This window comes from Maricurvus nonylphenolicus (assembly GCF_042854845.1).
Classification (GTDB): Bacteria; Pseudomonadota; Gammaproteobacteria; order Pseudomonadales; family Cellvibrionaceae; genus Maricurvus; species Maricurvus nonylphenolicus.
The window spans coordinates 1,071,616-1,089,959 of record NZ_AP031498.1 but is presented as its reverse complement, the minus strand read 5'-3'; the positions used below and the strand labels follow the sequence as shown (position 1 = coordinate 1,089,959).

Here is an 18,344-nt window from a genome sequence, read left to right as displayed (position 1 = left end):
CTTAATTCGACTTTAAATTAGACTAAAGACGAGTTTTAACAATTGCAAGGCTTATTTGATCGATATGACGATTCTGTCTACCAAGCAGGATCGCTTATACCCTCGCCAGCGGGCCAAACAACACCACAAAATCAATTTAAATCAGATAGTTACAAAGAATACAAACTAGATATTCACTATAAAACAGAGATAAAAAAAGGTTATTTTCGGATTAATAAGCAGCTCACACGCCAAAACTATATTCGACATTATTCGAGTTTTAACATAAAGTGATACTCAGATTGCAGCCAATTAGACGCAGAGGCCCCCATGAATCCACCCAGCAATGCCACTTCTCGCAGCAAGCCAGCAATGCTTGGCGCAGCTCACACCCATACAGATTCCTACGATCAGCCCCCCAAGAACATCGACATGATCAAACGCAGGCAGGCACATCTGGGGGGAAGTATTTTGTTCTACCACGAGCCTGTACATATCGTGCGCGGTGAAGGTGTTTGGCTTTACGATGCTGAAGGCAAACGCTACCTGGACTGCTACAACAACGTAGCGTCAGTGGGGCACTGTCATCCCAAGGTTGTAGCGGCATTGACGGAGCAGGCAGCGACTCTCAACACCCACACTCGCTACCTGCATGAAAACGTTATCGACTACGCCGAAGAGCTGACAGCACTGATGCCTGATCCACTTTCAGTGTGTATGTTTGTTTGCAGCGGTACAGAAGCCAATGAGCTGGCAATGCGTATTGCACGCACAGTAACCGGCAAACGCGGGGCCATCGTGATGGAAAATAGCTACCACGGTAACTCTACGCTGATCGATGAGCTGTCGACCGTCGCCCATCCCGATCCTCAAACCAGACCAGCCCATGTGGTGGGTATCGAACCACCCAATACCTACCGCGGACCCTTTACCGATATCGGCGATGAAAACGTAAGTAACCGCTACGCCAATCTGGTTGATGATGCGATCGATAAACTGGAAAACAATGGTGAAGGTGTTGCCGCTTTTATGTGCGACACCATCTTTGACACCCAGGGCAGCCTTGAAGCACCTAAAGATTATTTTAAGAAGGTTTATCACAAGGTACGCCAAGCTGGTGGACTATGCATCGCCGACGAAGTTCAGCCAGGCCTCTGCCGTACCGGTAAATGGTGGGGATTTGAACATTATGATGTGATTCCCGATATCGTCACTCTGGGTAAGCCCATGGGCGACGGACATCCACTGGCCATCGTGGTTACCAGCCAGGAGATCGCCGAACGCTTTAGTCAACAGGCCTATTACTTTAACACCTTCGGTGGTAACCCGGTTTCCTGTGCTGTCGGCCGATCCGTGCTACACATCTGCAAGGAAGAAAAGCTGGTCGATAATTGCCATAACGTGGGCGCGTACTTCCGTAAACAATTGGAAATATTAGCGTTAAAACACCCGGTTATCGGCGATATTCGTGGCAAAGGTCTGTTCCTGGGAATCGAACTTGTAAAAGACCGAAACACCAAGGAACCCTACCCTGAACTTGCAGCCAAAATTCCGGATGCTATGAAACAGCAAGGTATTTTAATGGGTATGACAGGACGCTACGGTAACATGTTAAAAGTACGGCCACCGCTGATTTTTAAAGAAGCCCATGCCGATTTAGTGGCAGAAGCCCTGGATAGAGTATTAACCCTACTTACTCAATAGCGTTTATAGCGTTTCCAAAGCCTGCCTCGGATAAATAGCTTACCGGGGCGGCACCTCAAGAATTTGGTCGAGTTTAAAAGATGTAATCGATATACTGTGGCAATGGTCGAATCATCTACAAAAACCAAGCGCAGTAATGGCACCACCCAGGCAAGAGGGCGAGCCCGTCGCGAGAGCCTGCTGAACAGTGCCGCTATTCTGCTTGTTGAGAAAGACCTCGAAGATATTACCTTTCTCGACATAGCCGAGCACGCCAATATTCCCAAGGGCTCGGCCTATCATTTTTACGCCAATATTATGGACCTCTATTCGGCCCTAACCACCCGTATTGGTGAAGAGTTATACAACCACTTGGCGCAACCGATCAAAGATCAAAATATCTCTCACTGGCACGATGTCTGTAATGGCATGATTGAGCGCGCAGTAAATTTTTACCACAACCATCCCGCCGCTCGCCAACTGCTGATCGGTGGTAAAACCCCACCGCAATTTAAACGTGCAGACCGGGATAACGACCGGCGTCTGGGTGCTTTACTTAAGCAACACCTGGAAAGCTATTTTGTCTTACCTCAAATCCCCAATGAACTGGATGTGTTCTTTTATGCCGTTGAGATCATTGACCTGATGTTTGTGCTTTCCATGTTGCGGGAAAATGACATCACTGAGGCCATGACCGCAGAAGCCAAGCGGGCTGCATCAGCCTACCTGGAAACCTATCTGCCCAGGGAGCTCCCCCGCCAACCCGCATAATTACAGCGCGAAATAGAGCTGATAAAATACCTGTAAGTAAGACCAAAGGGTAAATAGGGTGACACTACTTCTAAACTGCGATCTCGGCGAAAGCTTTGGCTCCTGGACTATGGGGGTCGACGAAGCTGTGATGCCTTATATTGACCAGGCCAATATCGCCTGTGGCTATCATGCCGGTGATCCTGTGGTGATCAATAACACCCTCACCCTTGCCAAACAACACGGGGTGACCGTCGGCGCCCATCCGAGCTATCCGGATCTTGCCGGCTTTGGCCGGCGCTCACTTAACTGCTCCATGGAAGAAATCCACGCCCTGCTGAATTACCAAATTGCGGCGCTGGATGGCATGGCCCGCAACCATGGCCTGGAACTTCACTACGTAAAACCCCACGGAGCTCTCTACAACGACATGATGAAGCGCGATGATATCCGCCGCACCATTATGCAAACCCTTGCCGAGTTCCATAAGCCGCTGCACCTCATGCTGCAGGCCACGGCTAGCGCGGATCAACACCGCCATGAAGCAGAAACCTATCAACTGCCACTGTATTTTGAAGCCTTTGCCGATCGGCGTTATGACGATGACGGTTTACTGCTGGCCCGTAGTAAAGCAGGTGCCGTGTTAAACCACGATGATATGTTGCAGCAAGTACAACAACTGCAAGATACCCAAACGGTTACCACTGTCAGTGGTAAAACGCTGCCTCTGGCTGCAGATACACTCTGCGTTCACGGCGATAACCAGGCCGGAGTGGATGCCATTAACCAAATCCGCCAACTGATTCACTCGTCATGAGAATTCATGTTGCCGGAGAAAATTCGCTGATTGTTTATTTCAGCGATAAAGCCAGCCCCGAGGTTGCCGCCGAAGTGCAGCAAGCCTTTTATGCGATCCGCAGCGCGATGGGCGATAAACTGATCGATGCGATTCCCTCCTTCGCCTCGCTGCTGGTGTTATTTGATGCCTTGCAAACTGATCATATTGCCGTAAGGAAATTAATTCGTCAGGCACTGGAAGCTAAATCAGAACAAAGTATTCAATCCGGCAAACTTGTCGAGCTACCGGTGTACTACGGCGAAGAATGCGGCCCGGACTTACAACGTATCAGTGAACTGAGCCAACTGAGCATTGATGAAATTATTAATATTCATCAAGCTATGGAATATCGTGTTTACGCTATTGGTTTCGCACCTGGCTTTGCCTATCTTGGTGAAGTAGATACCCGAATTGCCACTCCACGATTAACCACACCACGCAAACAGGTGGCCAAAGGCAGTGTGGCTATTGCCGATCAACAAACCGCCGTTTATCCCGCTGCTTCACCCGGCGGCTGGAATATTATTGGCCGCTGCCCTACGTCAATGTTTGATAAAACGCAGCAACCAACCATGCCGGTAGACGTGGGCGATCGCGTACGCTTTTACGCCGTGGATCGTGACAGTTTTTTGGATATGGGTGGCGCGCTGTGAAAAAGTTGCATGTGATTAAACCCGGTTTTTTATCCTTACTGCAAGATGGTGGCCGCTTCGGCCATCACACTATCGGGCTGACCAACGGTGGTCCGATGGATCCAGATGCTTTTCGCTGGGCTAACCGCTTGTGCGAAAACAACGACAACAGCACCGCGATTGAAGTTACGTTTGGCGGCCTGCAATTAATTGCCAGCGGTGATATGCGTATAGCTGTGGCCGGTGCAGTCATGCCGTTAACCATTAACGGCGAAAACCAGCCACTGTGGCAAACCCATTTTATTCGCAGTGGTGATCGTATCGAATTGGGATTTTGCCAACAGGGTTGTCGCAGTTACCTTGCCGTAGAAGGCGGACTGGATATCGCTGAAGAATTCGGTAGTAACTCTACGGTTGTTCGCGAAGGCTTAGGCGGACTCTCGGGCCTGGCATTACAAAAGGATGATCGCCTACCCTGCGCAACGGGCCCCAAGCACACACAACGCCCAACCCTGCGCGTGCCCGAAAAATTTCGTCCACAGTATGGTAAACACGTCGAACTGCGAGTGATACCCGGTTTTCAGGAAAGCAGTTTTAGCCGCTACCAACAACGCTTGTTTTTTAACAGCCGCTATACCGTTAGCGATCAATGTGATCGTATGGGTTACCGCCTTAATGGCCCGACGATTGAATCCAGTATTACCACGATGTTGTCGGAAGGTATTTGCCTGGGCGCCATTCAAATTCCCGGTGATGGCCAGCCGATTATTCTGTTAAATGATCGCCAGACGATTGGCGGCTACCCCAAAATTGGCTCAGTACTGTCGTTGGATTTGGCCAAGCTGGCTCAGCTACAGCCAGGAGCTGAAATCAGCTTTACCCCCATTAGCATGGATCATGCCCACAATCAATTACACCTGCACCATACCCGCTGGCAACAGATGCAACCCGAAGAGCTATAACGCCATCTCCTTGTGGCCTCAGATGTCATAAACTTGAAATATTTCAAATATTTATTACATTTTTATGAAGCGTTTTTCACCCATAAGGAGATGCTTTATGAAAATGACCCGCCTGCTATTACCCGTAGCTATTTGCAGCACCTGCGTTAGCCTTCCTGCTTATACCGAAGACGGTCTTACCAAAGCCATTAAAGACGGCGAAGTCAAACTCAACTTTCGCCTGCGCTATGAAGATGTCGAGGACGATATCAGCACGGGCTCTGATACAGATGCCGAAGCCTTTACCCTGCGTACCCGGCTTTCCTATACCACAGCGCCCTTTAACGGCTTCAACGCACAGATCGAAATGGACGATGTCACCGAGCTGGATTCGGTCGACTATAAAACCCACCCCAGTAATTCCGATGCTGACTTGGCCGATAAATCCGTTATTTCAGATCCTGAAGACACGGAGATCAATCAGGTATGGCTGAATTACAACTTCAACAAGACCGATTTACGCTACGGCCGCCAACGCCTTAACCTCGATAACCAGCGTTACATCGGTGGTGTGGGCTTCCGTCAAAATGAACAAACCTATCTCGCTACAACTATCGCCAGCAAAGCCTTTAAAGATACCGAAATCTATTTAGGCTATATCAACCAAGTGCGACGTATCTGGGGCGAAGATCGTACCGACGGTGAGCCTGATAACCTGGGTAAACACGACCACTCAACAAAATATTTCAACGTCAGCTATTCCGGTATCAAACATACTAAAGCCACCCTGTACCATTACGACATTGATAATGAAGAAAGTAATGCCGTAGCCATGTCGAGTAAAACCACAGGGCTGCGTGTTGCCGGTAAATACGACAGTTTTGGCTACGCGCTGGAATATGCTCAACAATCCGATGCCCACGACAACCCCAAGAGTTACGATGCCGACTATGTCCTGCTGGAAGCCTACGGCAAACTCGCTGGCTTTACCTTTAAGCTAGGCCAGGAAACTCTGGAAGCTGATGGCAGCGATGGTTTCTTTGTTACGCCACTGGCCACCCTGCATAAATTCCAGGGCTGGACCGATCGCTTTCTGGGTGGTGGTTTAGGCAATGTAGACGGCGGTGTTGAAGATACCTATGCATCTATCAGCTACAACCTTGAAGGCATAAACCTGTCACTGGTCGCCCATCAGTTTGAATCCGATGACAGCAGTGCAGCGACCGGTGGAGCCAGTGATTATGGTGATGAGTGGGGTATTTCAATCAGTAAGAAATTTGCCAAGCGTTATGGATTAAGTCTGAAGTATGCGGACTTTGATGCGGATAGTGATTGGAGTAGTACGGATACCACTAAACTTTGGCTAACCGCTACGGCGAATTTTTAATTCTGTTTTATAAGACTATTGTGGCATCCGCCTACGCGGATGCCACATTACATAAACTGCGACATATATACCCACTGCGCAACCAAGCCTACTGCCAACAAGGCTGATATTCCCTGCCAAAACAGCGTCGGATTACGCTTTAACAGCGGCGCACTTTTATGTACAGCCACTAACTCCGCATTAGGGCTACTTAAATCGTGCAGTAATTCCGACATCACGTGATAACGTTTAGCCGGGTTAGGGTCACTGGCTTTTTCCAGAGTGAGATCCAACCACAGCGGTAATTCCGGGCGTGCTCGGCGTGCCGGAATATAATTCCATTCCTGATAATGTTGCGGCTGTTGCTGTTGTGCTGCGGTTTGTTTAAACGGTAAGGTGCCGGTACACATTTCGTAGAGAATCACCCCCAGCGAGAAAATATCGGAATAATGCTGGCCTTTTTCGCCACGTAAATATTCCGGGGCAATATAGTTGACCGAACCAACCGGAACCTCTTCACCTAACGGTGTGGCAATTTCATCCAGGCCATCAACCTGCACGGTACCAAAATCAATCAGACGTACCCGCTCGTGCTCATCGAGCAAAATATTTTCCGGTTTGATATCCCGGTGCACCATACCCTGACGCTGGAAGACGCGCACAGCCGCTACCATACCCTTGGCCAGTTCACGCACTTTGGCCAGGCTCGGCTGCGGATTATCAATCATCCACTGGCGCAAGCTGGTACCCTCAATATATTCACACAGGTGATACATAAAGGGGCTTTCTGCCGGGCGCGGGTAAATCTTCATAACATTGGGGTGATTGATTCTACGCCCCACCCACTGCTCGCGAATAAAACCTTCCAGGTATTGCGCATCCTCAGCAAAGTTTTCCGACGGCGCCTTTAAGACATACTTCTTGCCGGTTTCCATCTGCTTAACCAGATACAGATGACTGCGAGTACCGGAGTGAACAATTTTTTGAATTTCGTAACCATCAATCTTGTGCCCCGGCTCCATCACCGGCGGAATGGTTAGCTTGGTTAGCTTGCGATGAACTTCGTTGATATCTTCTATGGGCAATTCTTTGATTTTTACCAGCAGACAACTGATATTGTCTTCACTGCCTGCCTCATAGGCATCATCGACAATGCGGCGTGCGGTTTGCTCCAGGGTTGGTGCCTCCGGCGTTTCCGCCAGGTGCGCCTGCAACATCGCCAATAGATCGTGATCCTTGAGGGTATCGTGTACACCGTCGGTGGTAAGCATCAATACATCACCGACTTTTAACGACTTCTGCTGGTAATCCACATCCAGGCGACTATCCATACCCAGGGCACGGGTTAGAAAAGCCTTGGTACCAATTTGTTTGTGGGTATGATCGCGGGTGACCTGCTCCAGATTACCCTGGCGCAAACGATAAATACGACTGTCACCAGCGTGGAATATATGTGCGGTGGTGGATTTTAAAATGGCACCACTGAAGGTGGTTACCAGGCCATTGTGGCGCAGGTTACCCTGCTGGCCGTGATGGAATAACCAGGAGTTTAACGAAGACAGGACCTTGGCCGCCGCCTGCTTAACTCCCCAGGTATCCGGCGTACTGTAGTAGTTCTCGATAAAGTCCATGACGCTGGTCTGACTAGCCTGCTGGGCGTTTTCACTACAGCTCACCCCATCAGCAACACAGGCAACCACACCTTTATAATAGCGTTCGCCGCCATCGGGCTGGCGCGCCGCAAAGGCATCTTCGTTCTTCTCTTTACGACCAGCAATAGAATGCCCGCCAAACTCGACGTCTAACTGCGGCTGATCATCCCCAAAAGGCAACAACGGCATAATGTCTTCGAACTCTCGATTGTCTGTTGTCAGATCTTCTTTTGCAGTCATTATTGTTTAATTTCACCCCTTAGGGAAGCGTTATAGGAAAGAGTACAAACGCAAAAACGGCCACCCAAAGGCGGCCGTTTTTTAATCAATCAAGCAAGGCTTGAATTAAGACTTGGCAACATCAATCAGGGTTACACTACCGTCTTCATTCACTTCGGCGATTTGACCTTTAGGCTCGCTCATAAACAGCAGCGTTACAAAGCCCAGTACCGCAGTACCTGCAATCACCATAAAGAAGGTGCTGTAATCAACCATGGACAGAACAGTCAGATAAACTACCGCACCTACGTTACCGTAAGCACCGGTCATACCGGCGATCTGGCCAGTCATACGACGCTTGATCAGAGGAACCGCCGCGAATACTGCACCTTCACCAGCCTGTACAAAGAAAGAACACGCCATAGCTGCAACAACCGCCAACCACAGAGGCCAGGAGCTCTCAACCTGTGCCATCGCAAAGTAACCAACAGCCAGACCTGCAGTCAGAATCAACAGGGTAGGCTTGCGGCCGAAGCGGTCAGAAATCCAGCCACCACCAGGACGAGACATCAGGTTCATAAAGGCGTATGCAGACGCCACCATACCGGCAATCACTGGGGTCAGCTCGAAGGTATCAGCAAAGAACAGTGGCAGCATGGATACAACAGCCAGCTCAGAACCGAAAGTCGCAAAGTACAGTACATTCAGAACAGCAACCTGTTTAAAGCTGTAACGGTGCAGCTCAGGTACAGGCTCTTTAAAGACGTTCTTGTTCACGTTCCAAACTTTAGACGCATCGTACAAGTACAGAACAACCAGCCCCGCATAAATGGCATTGGCCGCAACCTCACCCAGCAGGCTCACACCGTTAGGGGACAGTTTCCACACCAGCAGAGCCAGTGCAGCGTACATTGGGATTTTCATCGCCAGCAGGAAGAAGAAGTCACCTTTAGAGGTTACTTCCATCGCGCCCAGGGTTTTAGGACGGAAGTAAGTAGAACCTTTCGGGGTGTCAGATACGTTAGCGTAGAAGATAAAACCAAACACCAGGCTCAGAACACCGGTGATACCCATGGCATAACGCCAGCCGTCTTCACCGCCGAACATGATAGCAACGGTAGGCAGGGTGAACGCAGCAGCAGCGGAACCGAAGTTACCCCAACCACCGTAGATACCCTCTGCAGTACCCAGCTCGTTATGTGGGAACCACTCAGATACCAGACGAATACCAATTACAAAACCGGCACCGATCAGACCCAGCGCAAAACGAGCAATCGCTGCCTGCGTAAAGTCATCGGCAACAGCGAACATAAAGCATGGGAAAGAACACACGATCAACAGTGCGGAGTAAACCAGACGTGGACCGTATTTATCGGTCAACATACCAATCAGGACTCGAGCAGGAATCGCGATAGATACGTTCAACAGCAGCAGGGTTTTGATTTCTGCCGAGGTCAGGCCTAAGGATTCTTTCACCGCAACCAACAGTGGGGCGAAGTTAAACCACACCAGGAAGGTAATAAAGAAGGCCATCCAGCTCATGTGGAGGATCTTCATCTTCCCCGTAAAGGAGAAGAGATTAAACTTTTCGGATTCGCTCATACGTCGAGTCTCCAGGGTCCGTAATGAATGTAAAGATTAAAATGCTTGGATATAACCCTTACAGCAATCCTTATGCCAAATAGATTTTCCCCTTACTTATCAATAGGTTAGAAACAATAACGGTATTTACAGGTCATTCTTGGCCCTATAAACGCACCAAGGCCTCACCTCAAAAAGCGCCCTAATGGTGCAAAACGCACCACCGATGACCACCCCTCTTTTCCCGCAGAGCTAAAATATACCCCTAATAAGTCACCCCAAGCACTCAAGTTCGCACAATCATTGTGCACAACAGTAAGCAGGTATTGTTTGATAGCGATCAACAATTGCACGGTCAGCCAGAAATCAGTGCACAACTGGCCAAGCGAAGAACAGATAAATAGAAAGAAGACTTCCAGAGAAAGACCGCTAGCAGACAAGCCGAACTAACTAATGGCTTAACTTGCCCTTTTGCAGGTAGAGGACATAAGCCCCCCAGGCGCAGCCCATCAGCATTAACAGGCTACCAATGCCGAAGCTCATTCGCGCCAGCGGCATGGCCATATCCATTGAATTGGTCATAGTGAGTAAATTGCCCCAGTCGTGGGCCTCTTCACCCATACCGCGAATCAAGGGAATAGCCCGATAAGGCGCATCGGCAATGTAAGGTGAGATATCAATAAAACTCTGCCCGCTCCACCACAACATAATGGAAGCGCCAAAGGCATCGCGTTGCTTAATCAGAAACGCCAGCATCAACCCCAAGGGCATCAACACCTGAAACAGACTGCCACCCAATATCGCCATAAATCGACCAAAGGGTGAAAACAGCACATGGCCAAATTCGTGGAAGGGTAAAATCACATTATGCAGAAAGGAGCCACCAATCGATTCCCAGGAAATGCCGCCCAGAATAAATGACCAGCCCCAGATAAAGAAAACGCCTAACAAAAATACACGGCCCCAAAAGCCTAAGGGTTCAACATTTTCTGGCACATAAAAGGCCAGGGCTTTAATACGTTGAGATAAGGATACAGATTCAGCAACCGTAAAAGAGGAGGATTGATCATCCGCTTGCTTTGGCTGCTGGTCTTGATTTTGAGCCTGACGATCCAACCACTTCTGATAGGCAATGCCACAGGCAGGACAGATACCCGCCATCACATGATGATCACTGGGCTGGCGTTGGTAGCCGCATTTGGGGCAGGTTGTCACAGGAATAGAATCTCGCACAACAAAGAGACATTGTGCCCACCAATAGTCGATCCTTCAAGGCTGGTTTATCTGGCTTTTAACCTTCTGTTAGAACGACTAAAGACATTTTTCCACAAACCAAACCATAGCCGACGCGTCGAGCCGTAAAGCGCGCCATCGCCGGTGTTAATACAGTAGCCCAGCCGACGAAATTCTTTGCGCCTTTCCTTGCCGGACCAGAAACGGGCCAAGGTTAAACGTACAAGTAAGCGACAGCAAGCGTATAACTGCAGGCGCAGTTGCTGCTCAGTCGTCTCACAGATAACGCCAGACAATACCTTACGTCGAATATTCTTGTGCTCGGCACGCACCAGTTGCCACTCTTCTTTTAGCGCTACGATATTAAATGCATGTATGGATGTATTGAATTCCTGCTTTAGCAAACCGTAAACGTGGTCCAACTCCTTGGTAATACACTCCTGCCCTTGCTGCTGTTCAAGTAACTGATGAATCAGCGGGTATTCCTGATGCGAAGGCAATACGGGAAAAAACAGATGGCGCTGAAAAAAATACCGAATAAACGCACAGACGGTTTTCAGATAGGGGAGATAGTGCGCAACCACCAAGACACCTAATGCCCACCAAGGAGCCCAGGTCCCTACCCCCAACAATACGAGTAATTTGTTTAACCCCCAAAACAGAATATAACTGAACAAAGCATAACAACCTGATACCAGCCATAAGCGTGTTGGGGTTGTCGCATGGTCCATACTTAGCGGCCAACGATTATCGCCTTCATCTTCCTGCAGTAATTCAGGGAGGGATTGCCAGTGACGTAGCGTCCAGAAAGTAAAGATCAAAAATAGAATGGTTGGCAGTAACATATTGTTACCCTCTCAATATACGCCTAATGAACTTATCCCTAATGGACACTGGCAGCCTCATCAGCAACTAAACTGCTATTTAGAAAATCAAGGATCAGCGGAACCACTTCATCCATCAGGGTCATCAAAAATAAATGGCCACAATCCAGTTCCACAAGGATGCTATTGGGAATACGGTTATGTAACACCCGAGCATTAATAACCGGCACCAGGGGATCGTCGTTTCCCGCCATGATTAAGGTTTCCTGATCTAACTTGTGTAACCAGTGCATACTGGTCCATGCCGAGGCTGCATAAAGTTGCCACCAATACCCCTGACTGGATTTAGGGGCACGGACCTTATCGGTAAACTGACTCATTAACTCCGGATCATTACGCAATTGGCCACCATAGATATGGTGAGCAATATCCTTAAGGTAACCTTTATCAAAGTAGCGCTTGGGATTGGAAAGTTTCATCAGCACGGAGGGCTTGCCTGGCACCATAATTGCGCCTGCGGAGGTGGCCGCCAAAATCAGTTTACTGCAGCGTTTTGGATGACGATAAGCAAACTCTTGCGCCATCGCTCCACCCCATGACACACCGAGCACATTAACCTGGCCATACCCAAAGTGGTCGAGAATCTGGGCAGAGAGTTTAGCCAAGCCTTTAAAACGCATCGGTAGCAGAGAGATATCAGACCCTCCAATACCCGGCATATCAAAGATGACGCATTCAATGCCATCCAGACTCTGCATCAAGGGTTCGAGCAGTTCCAGATTGGCACCAATGCCATTGAATAACAACAGGGGGCGCTCGCTGATTCCCGGCTTCCTGGCCACTCGAATGTGTACCCCCATCACATCGATATAACTTTCTTCAAGTTTCAAAGCCGGTGTCCTTCCGAACTTATAATGACGACAAGCTTTTAGTATGTATGACAATAACGAATTATCAAGCCACTCTCCGCCGAAAAAACGCTCTAAATCCCTATAGAAAATTCCCCCTATAAAATGGCACCCAACACAACAAGTAGTGCACCATTTTGAGTGTATGACGACACCATCGCACATTTATGATGCAGCAATTAACAACTTCTTGTTTATATGTATTTTTTCTTGTCTATTTGTTTGACAGATATCCAATGTGTTCATATTTTTGAAAAGTACCTTCAAAACCCTGAGACAGATTGGATTCATAAGCCGGACTGACCACCCGCTACCTGCGCTTCTTAATCGCTTTTTATGAAACGCCGAATGGCACGGAACGCCGCAATTGACCCCCTGACTCTTTGCATTCCTGATCACATTGACGAGGCCAGTTATGACTGACGAGAAAACTATTCCCGAAACCGAACAAGAACCTGTACTGCAATCCGAGGCAACTTTACCGCCCCCCAAAGAAAGTCGAATCGGTAAATTGATGTCCGGCGTCAGCAACGTCTCAAAGTTTGCCTGGCATACCTGTTTGGGTACCGCCGTTACTCTTGAGGAAAAGGTTGTCAGCCTTGGTTATGAAATGGCGCAAAAAGGCTCCGAGTTTGAAAAGCAAGCCAAGGACAAAATAGGCAGCCGTAAAACACGCCTGACCAGTACCAGCGCAGAGCTAAAAGCCAAGGCCAAGGAAAAGATTGTTGATGTCGAACATGTTATCGATAACGGCGTTAACAAATCCCTGCATATGATTGGCGTGCCCAGCCGTAAAGACATGAGTCAGCTGACCAATCTTATGCAGGATATGGCGGATTCTATTTCCGAGCTGGCGACCCAGATTGAAGCCCAGAAAACGGCGGGGGCCCGCAGCAAGAAAACAACCAAGAGTGCCAGTCAATCCTCTGTGGCCTAATGGGTAGTGTGCGGGCTTAGGGCTATATACCAAGCCTGCACTACTTCAAGCAACAACTATTACAAATAATGATATCAAGTAAGACGACAACCGAAGAATAGCCAGGGGCACAGATGGATCGATTTCGCCTCTCTCATTTACGACATATTCAACTGGTAACTTCAGACCATGAACCACGCGAGCGTATTATCCGGTACAGGACATAACGGACAGGCTATTCGCCCCGAACATTTTACTCCCCCTGATCACTACCCGGATCCCGATGACATAAGTAGTAGTGATACGGCATCTTTGGATCACCCGTCCAGTGACAGCGAAGATGCTGAGCAGGAAGAATCCTTATCTAACACTCTGCAACGCTTACGTGAGCGTTCCGCCAGTTTAAAAAATCTCGCTTCACAACTGCAGAGTAAATACGATTCAGCTGAACACGATACCCAACCAGATCAGCCATCAAAACAGAAGCAAGAAAACAGGCAAGATCCTTTTGCCGAATCGCCCTATGAAGCAGATGACCTGGACAGTGAAATTCATAGCACCTTAAAAGGCCGCAGTTTACTGGATGCCGCCGGTCACTTTCTCACCAAGGCCATTAAGCAGCCCGATGTTTTTGCACGCCACTATGGCACCTTTGCCAAGGAAACTTTGCGTATTGTTAAAGGCAACTCCACTCTGGAACCAGAGCGAGGAGATAAGCGTTTTCGCGACGCGGTATGGAAAGACAATATGATCTACCATACCGTGCTGCAAACGTATCTGGCAGCAGACAAGGGCATTAACAATTGGGTCGAAGAGCTCGATATGGACGAAGCTGATCGTCGTCGCAGCCGTTTTCTTTACCAGCAGATCAGCGCCCTTTTCTCTCCAACCAACTCTTTGCTCAATCCTGTTGCCGTTAAACGTATCTTCCAGACCGGTGGCAAAAGCCTGATTGCCGGCTTGAAAAATATGGCCGATGATATTCAACACAATCACGGTATGCCCAGCCAGGTCAGGCCCGATGCCTTTACCGTCGGCAAGGATTTAGCCTATACACCAGGCGCAGTGGTTTATCGCAATGAAATTCTGGAGCTGATTCAGTATCAAATGCAGGATGGTCAGACAATCAGTCAACGACCGGTACTTATTGTGCCGCCCCAATTAAACAAGTTTTATGTGTTTGACCTGACCCCTAAAAACAGCTTGGTTAACTATCTGCAATCCCAAGGTATCCAGCCCTTTGTGATCAGTTGGCGCAACCCCAACAAAAGCCATGCAGACTGGAACCTGGACGACTATGTCACGGCATTGGAACACGCCCTGGAAGCCATGTGTGAAATCACTGGTGCCGATAAGGTAAACCTGGCCAGTGCCTGCGCCGGCGGACTCACCTCCATGGCGCTACTCGGTTATTTAACCGCTATCGACAAACCATTAGTGCATTCTCACTCCCTGTTTGTCACCGCCCTGCAAGCCGATGACAACTCCGCCCTGGGCCTGTTTGCCACACGTGAAGCGGTAGAGTTAAGTCGTCGCCATGCCAAGACGCGTGGTTATATGGACGGCAAAGAACTGTCCCATATCTTCGCCTGGCTACGCCCAACGGATCTGGTATGGAATTACTGGATTAATAACTACCTGCTCGGTAAAGAGCCGCCTTCCATGGATGTGCTCTATTGGGATAATGATTCAACCCGTTTACCCGCCGGCCTGCACAGTGACTTTCTCGATATTTTTGTGGAGGATATGTTTTCCCAACCGGGTAAACTGATTGTCAAAGGCCAACCGATTGATATCCAACAAATCACTATGGACTTTTACTGTGTCGGTGGTGATGAAGATTATCTAATGCCCTGGAAAAACTGCTTCGATCTTCCCCACTCACTCAGCAACCACAGTACCTTTGTGCTGAGTACCAGTGGGCATATTCAAAGCATCTTACGTCCACCCGGTATTGCCAATACGGCCTACTACACCAACCCTGACGTTAAACTGGATGCTGACGACTGGTTGGAGTCCGCCCAGAAAAATAAAGGCAGCTGGTGGGAACACTGGGGGGAATGGCTAAATGACAGAGGCGGAGAAACCACATCTGCTTCAGAGACTTTAGGCAGTGAACAACATCCGCCGCTGTGCGCCTCACCTGGTCAGTACGTTAATGAATAAACTAAGTTAACTTAAGTTAACTTAGTTTATTCACAGGCCAATGCTGGACCTAACTGTTCAAGAGGATGGTAGCCACGCAGAGTTGCCAGCGTATTACCTTCGGGATCAATAATCAGTGTCCAGGGTGTTGCAGGCACCTCGCCTACTACATCAAGCAAAGCACGGCTGCCAACAACAGCGGGATACTTGATTTTGGCTTTGCGGACTTCCTTGCGCAACTTCTGTCGATTACCGTTAATACCTATCGCCACCGGCTGTATATGAGAGCACTTTTCTGTCAGACGGGTGAACGCTTTCATTTGCCGAAAACACCAGCTGCAGTTTGGCTCAAAAAAACTCGCCAATACCCATTTACCTGCGTATTCCTGCAAGGCAATAGAATTCTGCGAACGCAGATCAGAAAGTGGGGTAGAAAGTAGCGCACCGGTTTGGGTGGCAGCAGCAACGCTGCCTCCACTCAAACCGGTGACCAATAGCAGTAAATAAAAGAACTTATTCACTTGTGTTTAAGCTCGCTTAGAAAGTGAACTTAACGCCAGCGTAGGCTTCACGACCACGCAGTGGGCCGTAGATATGGGCAACATCGTAACCACCGTCTTCATAAAACAGTGGTGTTTCCATATCTTCAGCCTGGTTGTAATCGGTCAGATTGGTAACACCGAAGTACAGTTGAACACCTTCACTAACTTCTTTGGAAACGCGCATATCGACGGTCCAGTAGCTTTCCGCATTGTTGCTTTTGGCGAAATTACCTGCTGCATCAAAGGTAGGCTCCTGAGGTACACCGTAGTCGCTCAGATCACGGGAACCTACCCAAGTACCAGATACAAAGATATCCCAACCACTGATTTCCCAATCAACACCCAGGTTAATACGTTGTTCAACCGGTACCACACCGTAAGACTGCTTAAACTCATCGTTATAGTTAAAGCTTTCCAAAACAGCGCTTAAGGTGAGGTTATCACGCAACTGGTAGGTTAATGCTAAATCAGTAGTCAGTACTGTGGCGGTATCATCCAGCTGATCCAACACAGGAACGCCACTTCCATTTTCACTCAATGCTGCCAATTCATCTACAGCGGTATAGGCCAAGGACCAGGTTGCAGTTAACTTGTCGCCTTCATAGCTCAACGCGTAGGTAGCAGACTTGGAACGTTCCAACTCATCCACATTAATCAGGAAGCCATCATCGCCATCCAGAATGCCATGGTCACTTTCAAAGAAAGACAGTGGCGCACGGTAGCCACGACCGGCGGAGAAACGCGAAGTAAACTGCTCATTGTGGGTGTAACGCATATCTACACGTGGAGAAACGATGGTTTCATCAATTTCAGTACCTGGCTTCTGCGGATCAACAAAGTCAGCTTCAACCTGGTCAACACGAACAGCCATGGATATCTGGAAATTCTCGGTAGCGGTCCATGTGTCTTGAATATAGAAACCCAGAGTATCGTAGTCGAAGCTGTCAGATACATAGTTTGGGCTGGTGCTGTTGGTTTCTGAACGCAACTCTTCGTCGCGATGATCAACACCAAAAGTCAAATGGTGATCATCATTCAGTGCGTAGTTGAAACGGGCATCGTAGTAGCGCATTTCATTCTCGGCATCATAAATGAAGCCTTCGTAGAAAGAATCTTGCTCGTGGTCGTTAACACTCACAGTCAAGGTGGTGTTCAAGCGTTCATTGACTTCATGCAACCAGCTGGCAGCAATCTCGGTGCGCTCGGATTCAATCCATTCAGTGGTTTCCCAGGTTTTACCGATCCACTGATTGCGAACATCATCTCCTACAAACAAGGATGGGGAATCACTATCATCGGCAGCAAAGCTGGCACGAGCCTCACCGATATCAGCTCCATCAGGGCCACCAAAGATTTCAGATTCGGTTTTATTAATACGGAAGGTAACGTTATCACGCTCACCAATATCGTGGGACAAACGCAGCGTTACAGACTGGTTTTCCAGCTCCGGGTTCTCACTGACACCGTTGTTATCGCCATCAAACTGATCGCGATAGTCGTACTGGGTAATGAAGGTTACGCGAGTAGCTTCATCATCGGTGATGCCGGTCGCTACCAGGCTGCCTTTCCTGTAGCCGTTTTCACCGCCAGACAAGTCGACTTCTACGGCATTTTCACGGGCTTCACGGGTTACCAGATTAATAGTACCGCCGATAGCCTCTGGCGCAATCAAAGAAGCACCGGCGCCACGGGCAATTTCAATGCTTTCGATACCGGCTGACGCGGCAGCATCCAGTCCGTAGAAGCCGGCCATCATGGTATAAGTCTGAATACCATCAACCAGGATAGTGGTATGTTCACCACGCAGACCGTTAAGCATCACACGCTTAACACCACACATGGAACACTCGTTATTTACTCGAACCCCTGGGGCCTCAGCAATAGCTTCGGCTACGCTGGCAGCCTGCATTTGCTCGATAGACAGACTGGAGATAACTTCGGTTTTCTGAATAACATCTTTCAGCATGCCCGCCTGCATCAGACGCTCACGTACGCCCATTACAGATACTTCTTCCATTACAGGTGTTTCTGCCTTTTCACCCTTTTGAGGTGACTGCGTAGATACTTCGGCAGCTTGAGTCATAGCTGATGCGGTCGCCAGGCCAATGGCCATAGCCAACATGTGCGGTTTCATC

At 48.8% G+C, this 18,344-nt stretch carries 15 protein-coding genes; 8 read left to right on the top strand and 7 right to left on the bottom strand.

Annotated features, from left to right (window positions below; translation table 11 throughout):
* Positions 1-309: 309 nt before the first annotated feature.
* The 6 genes from ACGHZ6_RS04545 (at position 310) to ACGHZ6_RS04520 (ending at position 6,210) form a co-directional block, all read left to right on the top strand.
* Positions 310-1,683 carry an aminotransferase class III-fold pyridoxal phosphate-dependent enzyme gene (locus ACGHZ6_RS04545; protein ID WP_390617622.1) on the top strand — a complete coding sequence of 458 codons (1,374 nt, stop codon included), beginning with the start codon at positions 310-312 and terminating at the stop codon, positions 1,681-1,683.
* A gap of 102 nt (positions 1,684-1,785) precedes the next feature.
* The gene (locus ACGHZ6_RS04540) at positions 1,786-2,433 is read left to right on the top strand and encodes a TetR/AcrR family transcriptional regulator (RefSeq protein ID WP_390617621.1); all 648 of its coding nucleotides are present in this window, start codon (positions 1,786-1,788) and stop codon (positions 2,431-2,433) included.
* Positions 2,434-2,491: 58 nt separating this feature from the next.
* Positions 2,492-3,229 carry a 5-oxoprolinase subunit PxpA gene (locus ACGHZ6_RS04535; protein WP_390617620.1) on the top strand — a complete coding sequence of 246 codons (738 nt, stop codon included), beginning with the start codon at positions 2,492-2,494 and terminating at the stop codon, positions 3,227-3,229.
* Positions 3,226-3,903: a 5-oxoprolinase subunit PxpB gene (pxpB, locus tag ACGHZ6_RS04530; protein ID WP_390617619.1), complete on the top strand. Its 678-nt coding sequence runs from the start codon at positions 3,226-3,228 to the stop codon at positions 3,901-3,903. Before ACGHZ6_RS04535 ends, pxpB begins: the two co-directional genes overlap by 4 nt.
* Positions 3,900-4,844, top strand: a complete 945-nt coding sequence (locus ACGHZ6_RS04525; protein WP_390617618.1) for a biotin-dependent carboxyltransferase family protein — start codon at positions 3,900-3,902, stop codon at positions 4,842-4,844. The genes pxpB and ACGHZ6_RS04525 overlap by 4 nt, the downstream gene beginning before the upstream one ends.
* Positions 4,845-4,941: 97 nt before the next feature.
* The gene (locus ACGHZ6_RS04520; protein ID WP_390617617.1) at positions 4,942-6,210 is read left to right on the top strand and encodes an alginate export family protein; all 1,269 of its coding nucleotides are present in this window, start codon (positions 4,942-4,944) and stop codon (positions 6,208-6,210) included.
* 47 nt (positions 6,211-6,257) lie between these two features.
* Here ACGHZ6_RS04520 and ACGHZ6_RS04515 read toward each other — a convergent pair whose 3' ends face one another.
* The 5 genes from ACGHZ6_RS04515 to phaZ form a co-directional block, all read right to left on the bottom strand.
* On the bottom strand, positions 6,258-8,081 hold the full coding sequence (locus ACGHZ6_RS04515) for a protein kinase domain-containing protein (protein WP_390617616.1): 1,824 nt from the start codon (positions 8,079-8,081) through the stop codon (positions 6,258-6,260).
* Positions 8,082-8,186: 105 nt separating this feature from the next.
* Entirely contained in the window at positions 8,187-9,662 is a 1,476-nt protein-coding gene (locus ACGHZ6_RS04510) for a NarK family nitrate/nitrite MFS transporter (protein ID WP_390617615.1), read from the bottom strand.
* Between the two features lie 429 nt (positions 9,663-10,091).
* Entirely contained in the window at positions 10,092-10,856 is a 765-nt protein-coding gene (locus ACGHZ6_RS04505) for a hypothetical protein (protein WP_390617614.1), read from the bottom strand.
* 65 nt (positions 10,857-10,921) lie between these two features.
* Positions 10,922-11,719 (bottom strand): hypothetical protein, encoded by a 798-nt coding sequence (locus tag ACGHZ6_RS04500; protein WP_390617613.1) that lies wholly within the window; start codon positions 11,717-11,719, stop codon positions 10,922-10,924.
* Between the two features lie 38 nt (positions 11,720-11,757).
* Complete coding sequence (gene phaZ, locus ACGHZ6_RS04495) at positions 11,758-12,588, bottom strand: poly(3-hydroxyalkanoate) depolymerase (protein WP_390617612.1); 831 nt, start codon at positions 12,586-12,588, stop codon at positions 11,758-11,760.
* A gap of 433 nt (positions 12,589-13,021) precedes the next feature.
* On the opposite strand from phaZ, the gene ACGHZ6_RS04490 reads away from it, so the two are divergent.
* Positions 13,022-13,543, top strand: a complete 522-nt coding sequence (locus tag ACGHZ6_RS04490) for a phasin family protein (RefSeq protein WP_390617611.1) — start codon at positions 13,022-13,024, stop codon at positions 13,541-13,543.
* Positions 13,544-13,711: 168 nt separating this feature from the next.
* Positions 13,712-15,688: a PHA/PHB synthase family protein gene (locus ACGHZ6_RS04485; RefSeq protein WP_390617610.1), complete on the top strand. Its 1,977-nt coding sequence runs from the start codon at positions 13,712-13,714 to the stop codon at positions 15,686-15,688.
* A gap of 26 nt (positions 15,689-15,714) precedes the next feature.
* Here ACGHZ6_RS04485 and ACGHZ6_RS04480 read toward each other — a convergent pair whose 3' ends face one another.
* Together ACGHZ6_RS04480 and ACGHZ6_RS04475 are read right to left on the bottom strand one after the other, a co-directional pair.
* Positions 15,715-16,188 carry a TlpA family protein disulfide reductase gene (locus ACGHZ6_RS04480; protein ID WP_390617609.1) on the bottom strand — a complete coding sequence of 158 codons (474 nt, stop codon included), beginning with the start codon at positions 16,186-16,188 and terminating at the stop codon, positions 15,715-15,717.
* A gap of 16 nt (positions 16,189-16,204) precedes the next feature.
* Positions 16,205-18,343, bottom strand: coding sequence for a TonB-dependent receptor plug domain-containing protein (locus tag ACGHZ6_RS04475; protein ID WP_390617608.1), 2,139 nt, complete (start codon positions 18,341-18,343; stop codon positions 16,205-16,207).
* Position 18,344: the final 1 nt, after the last annotated feature.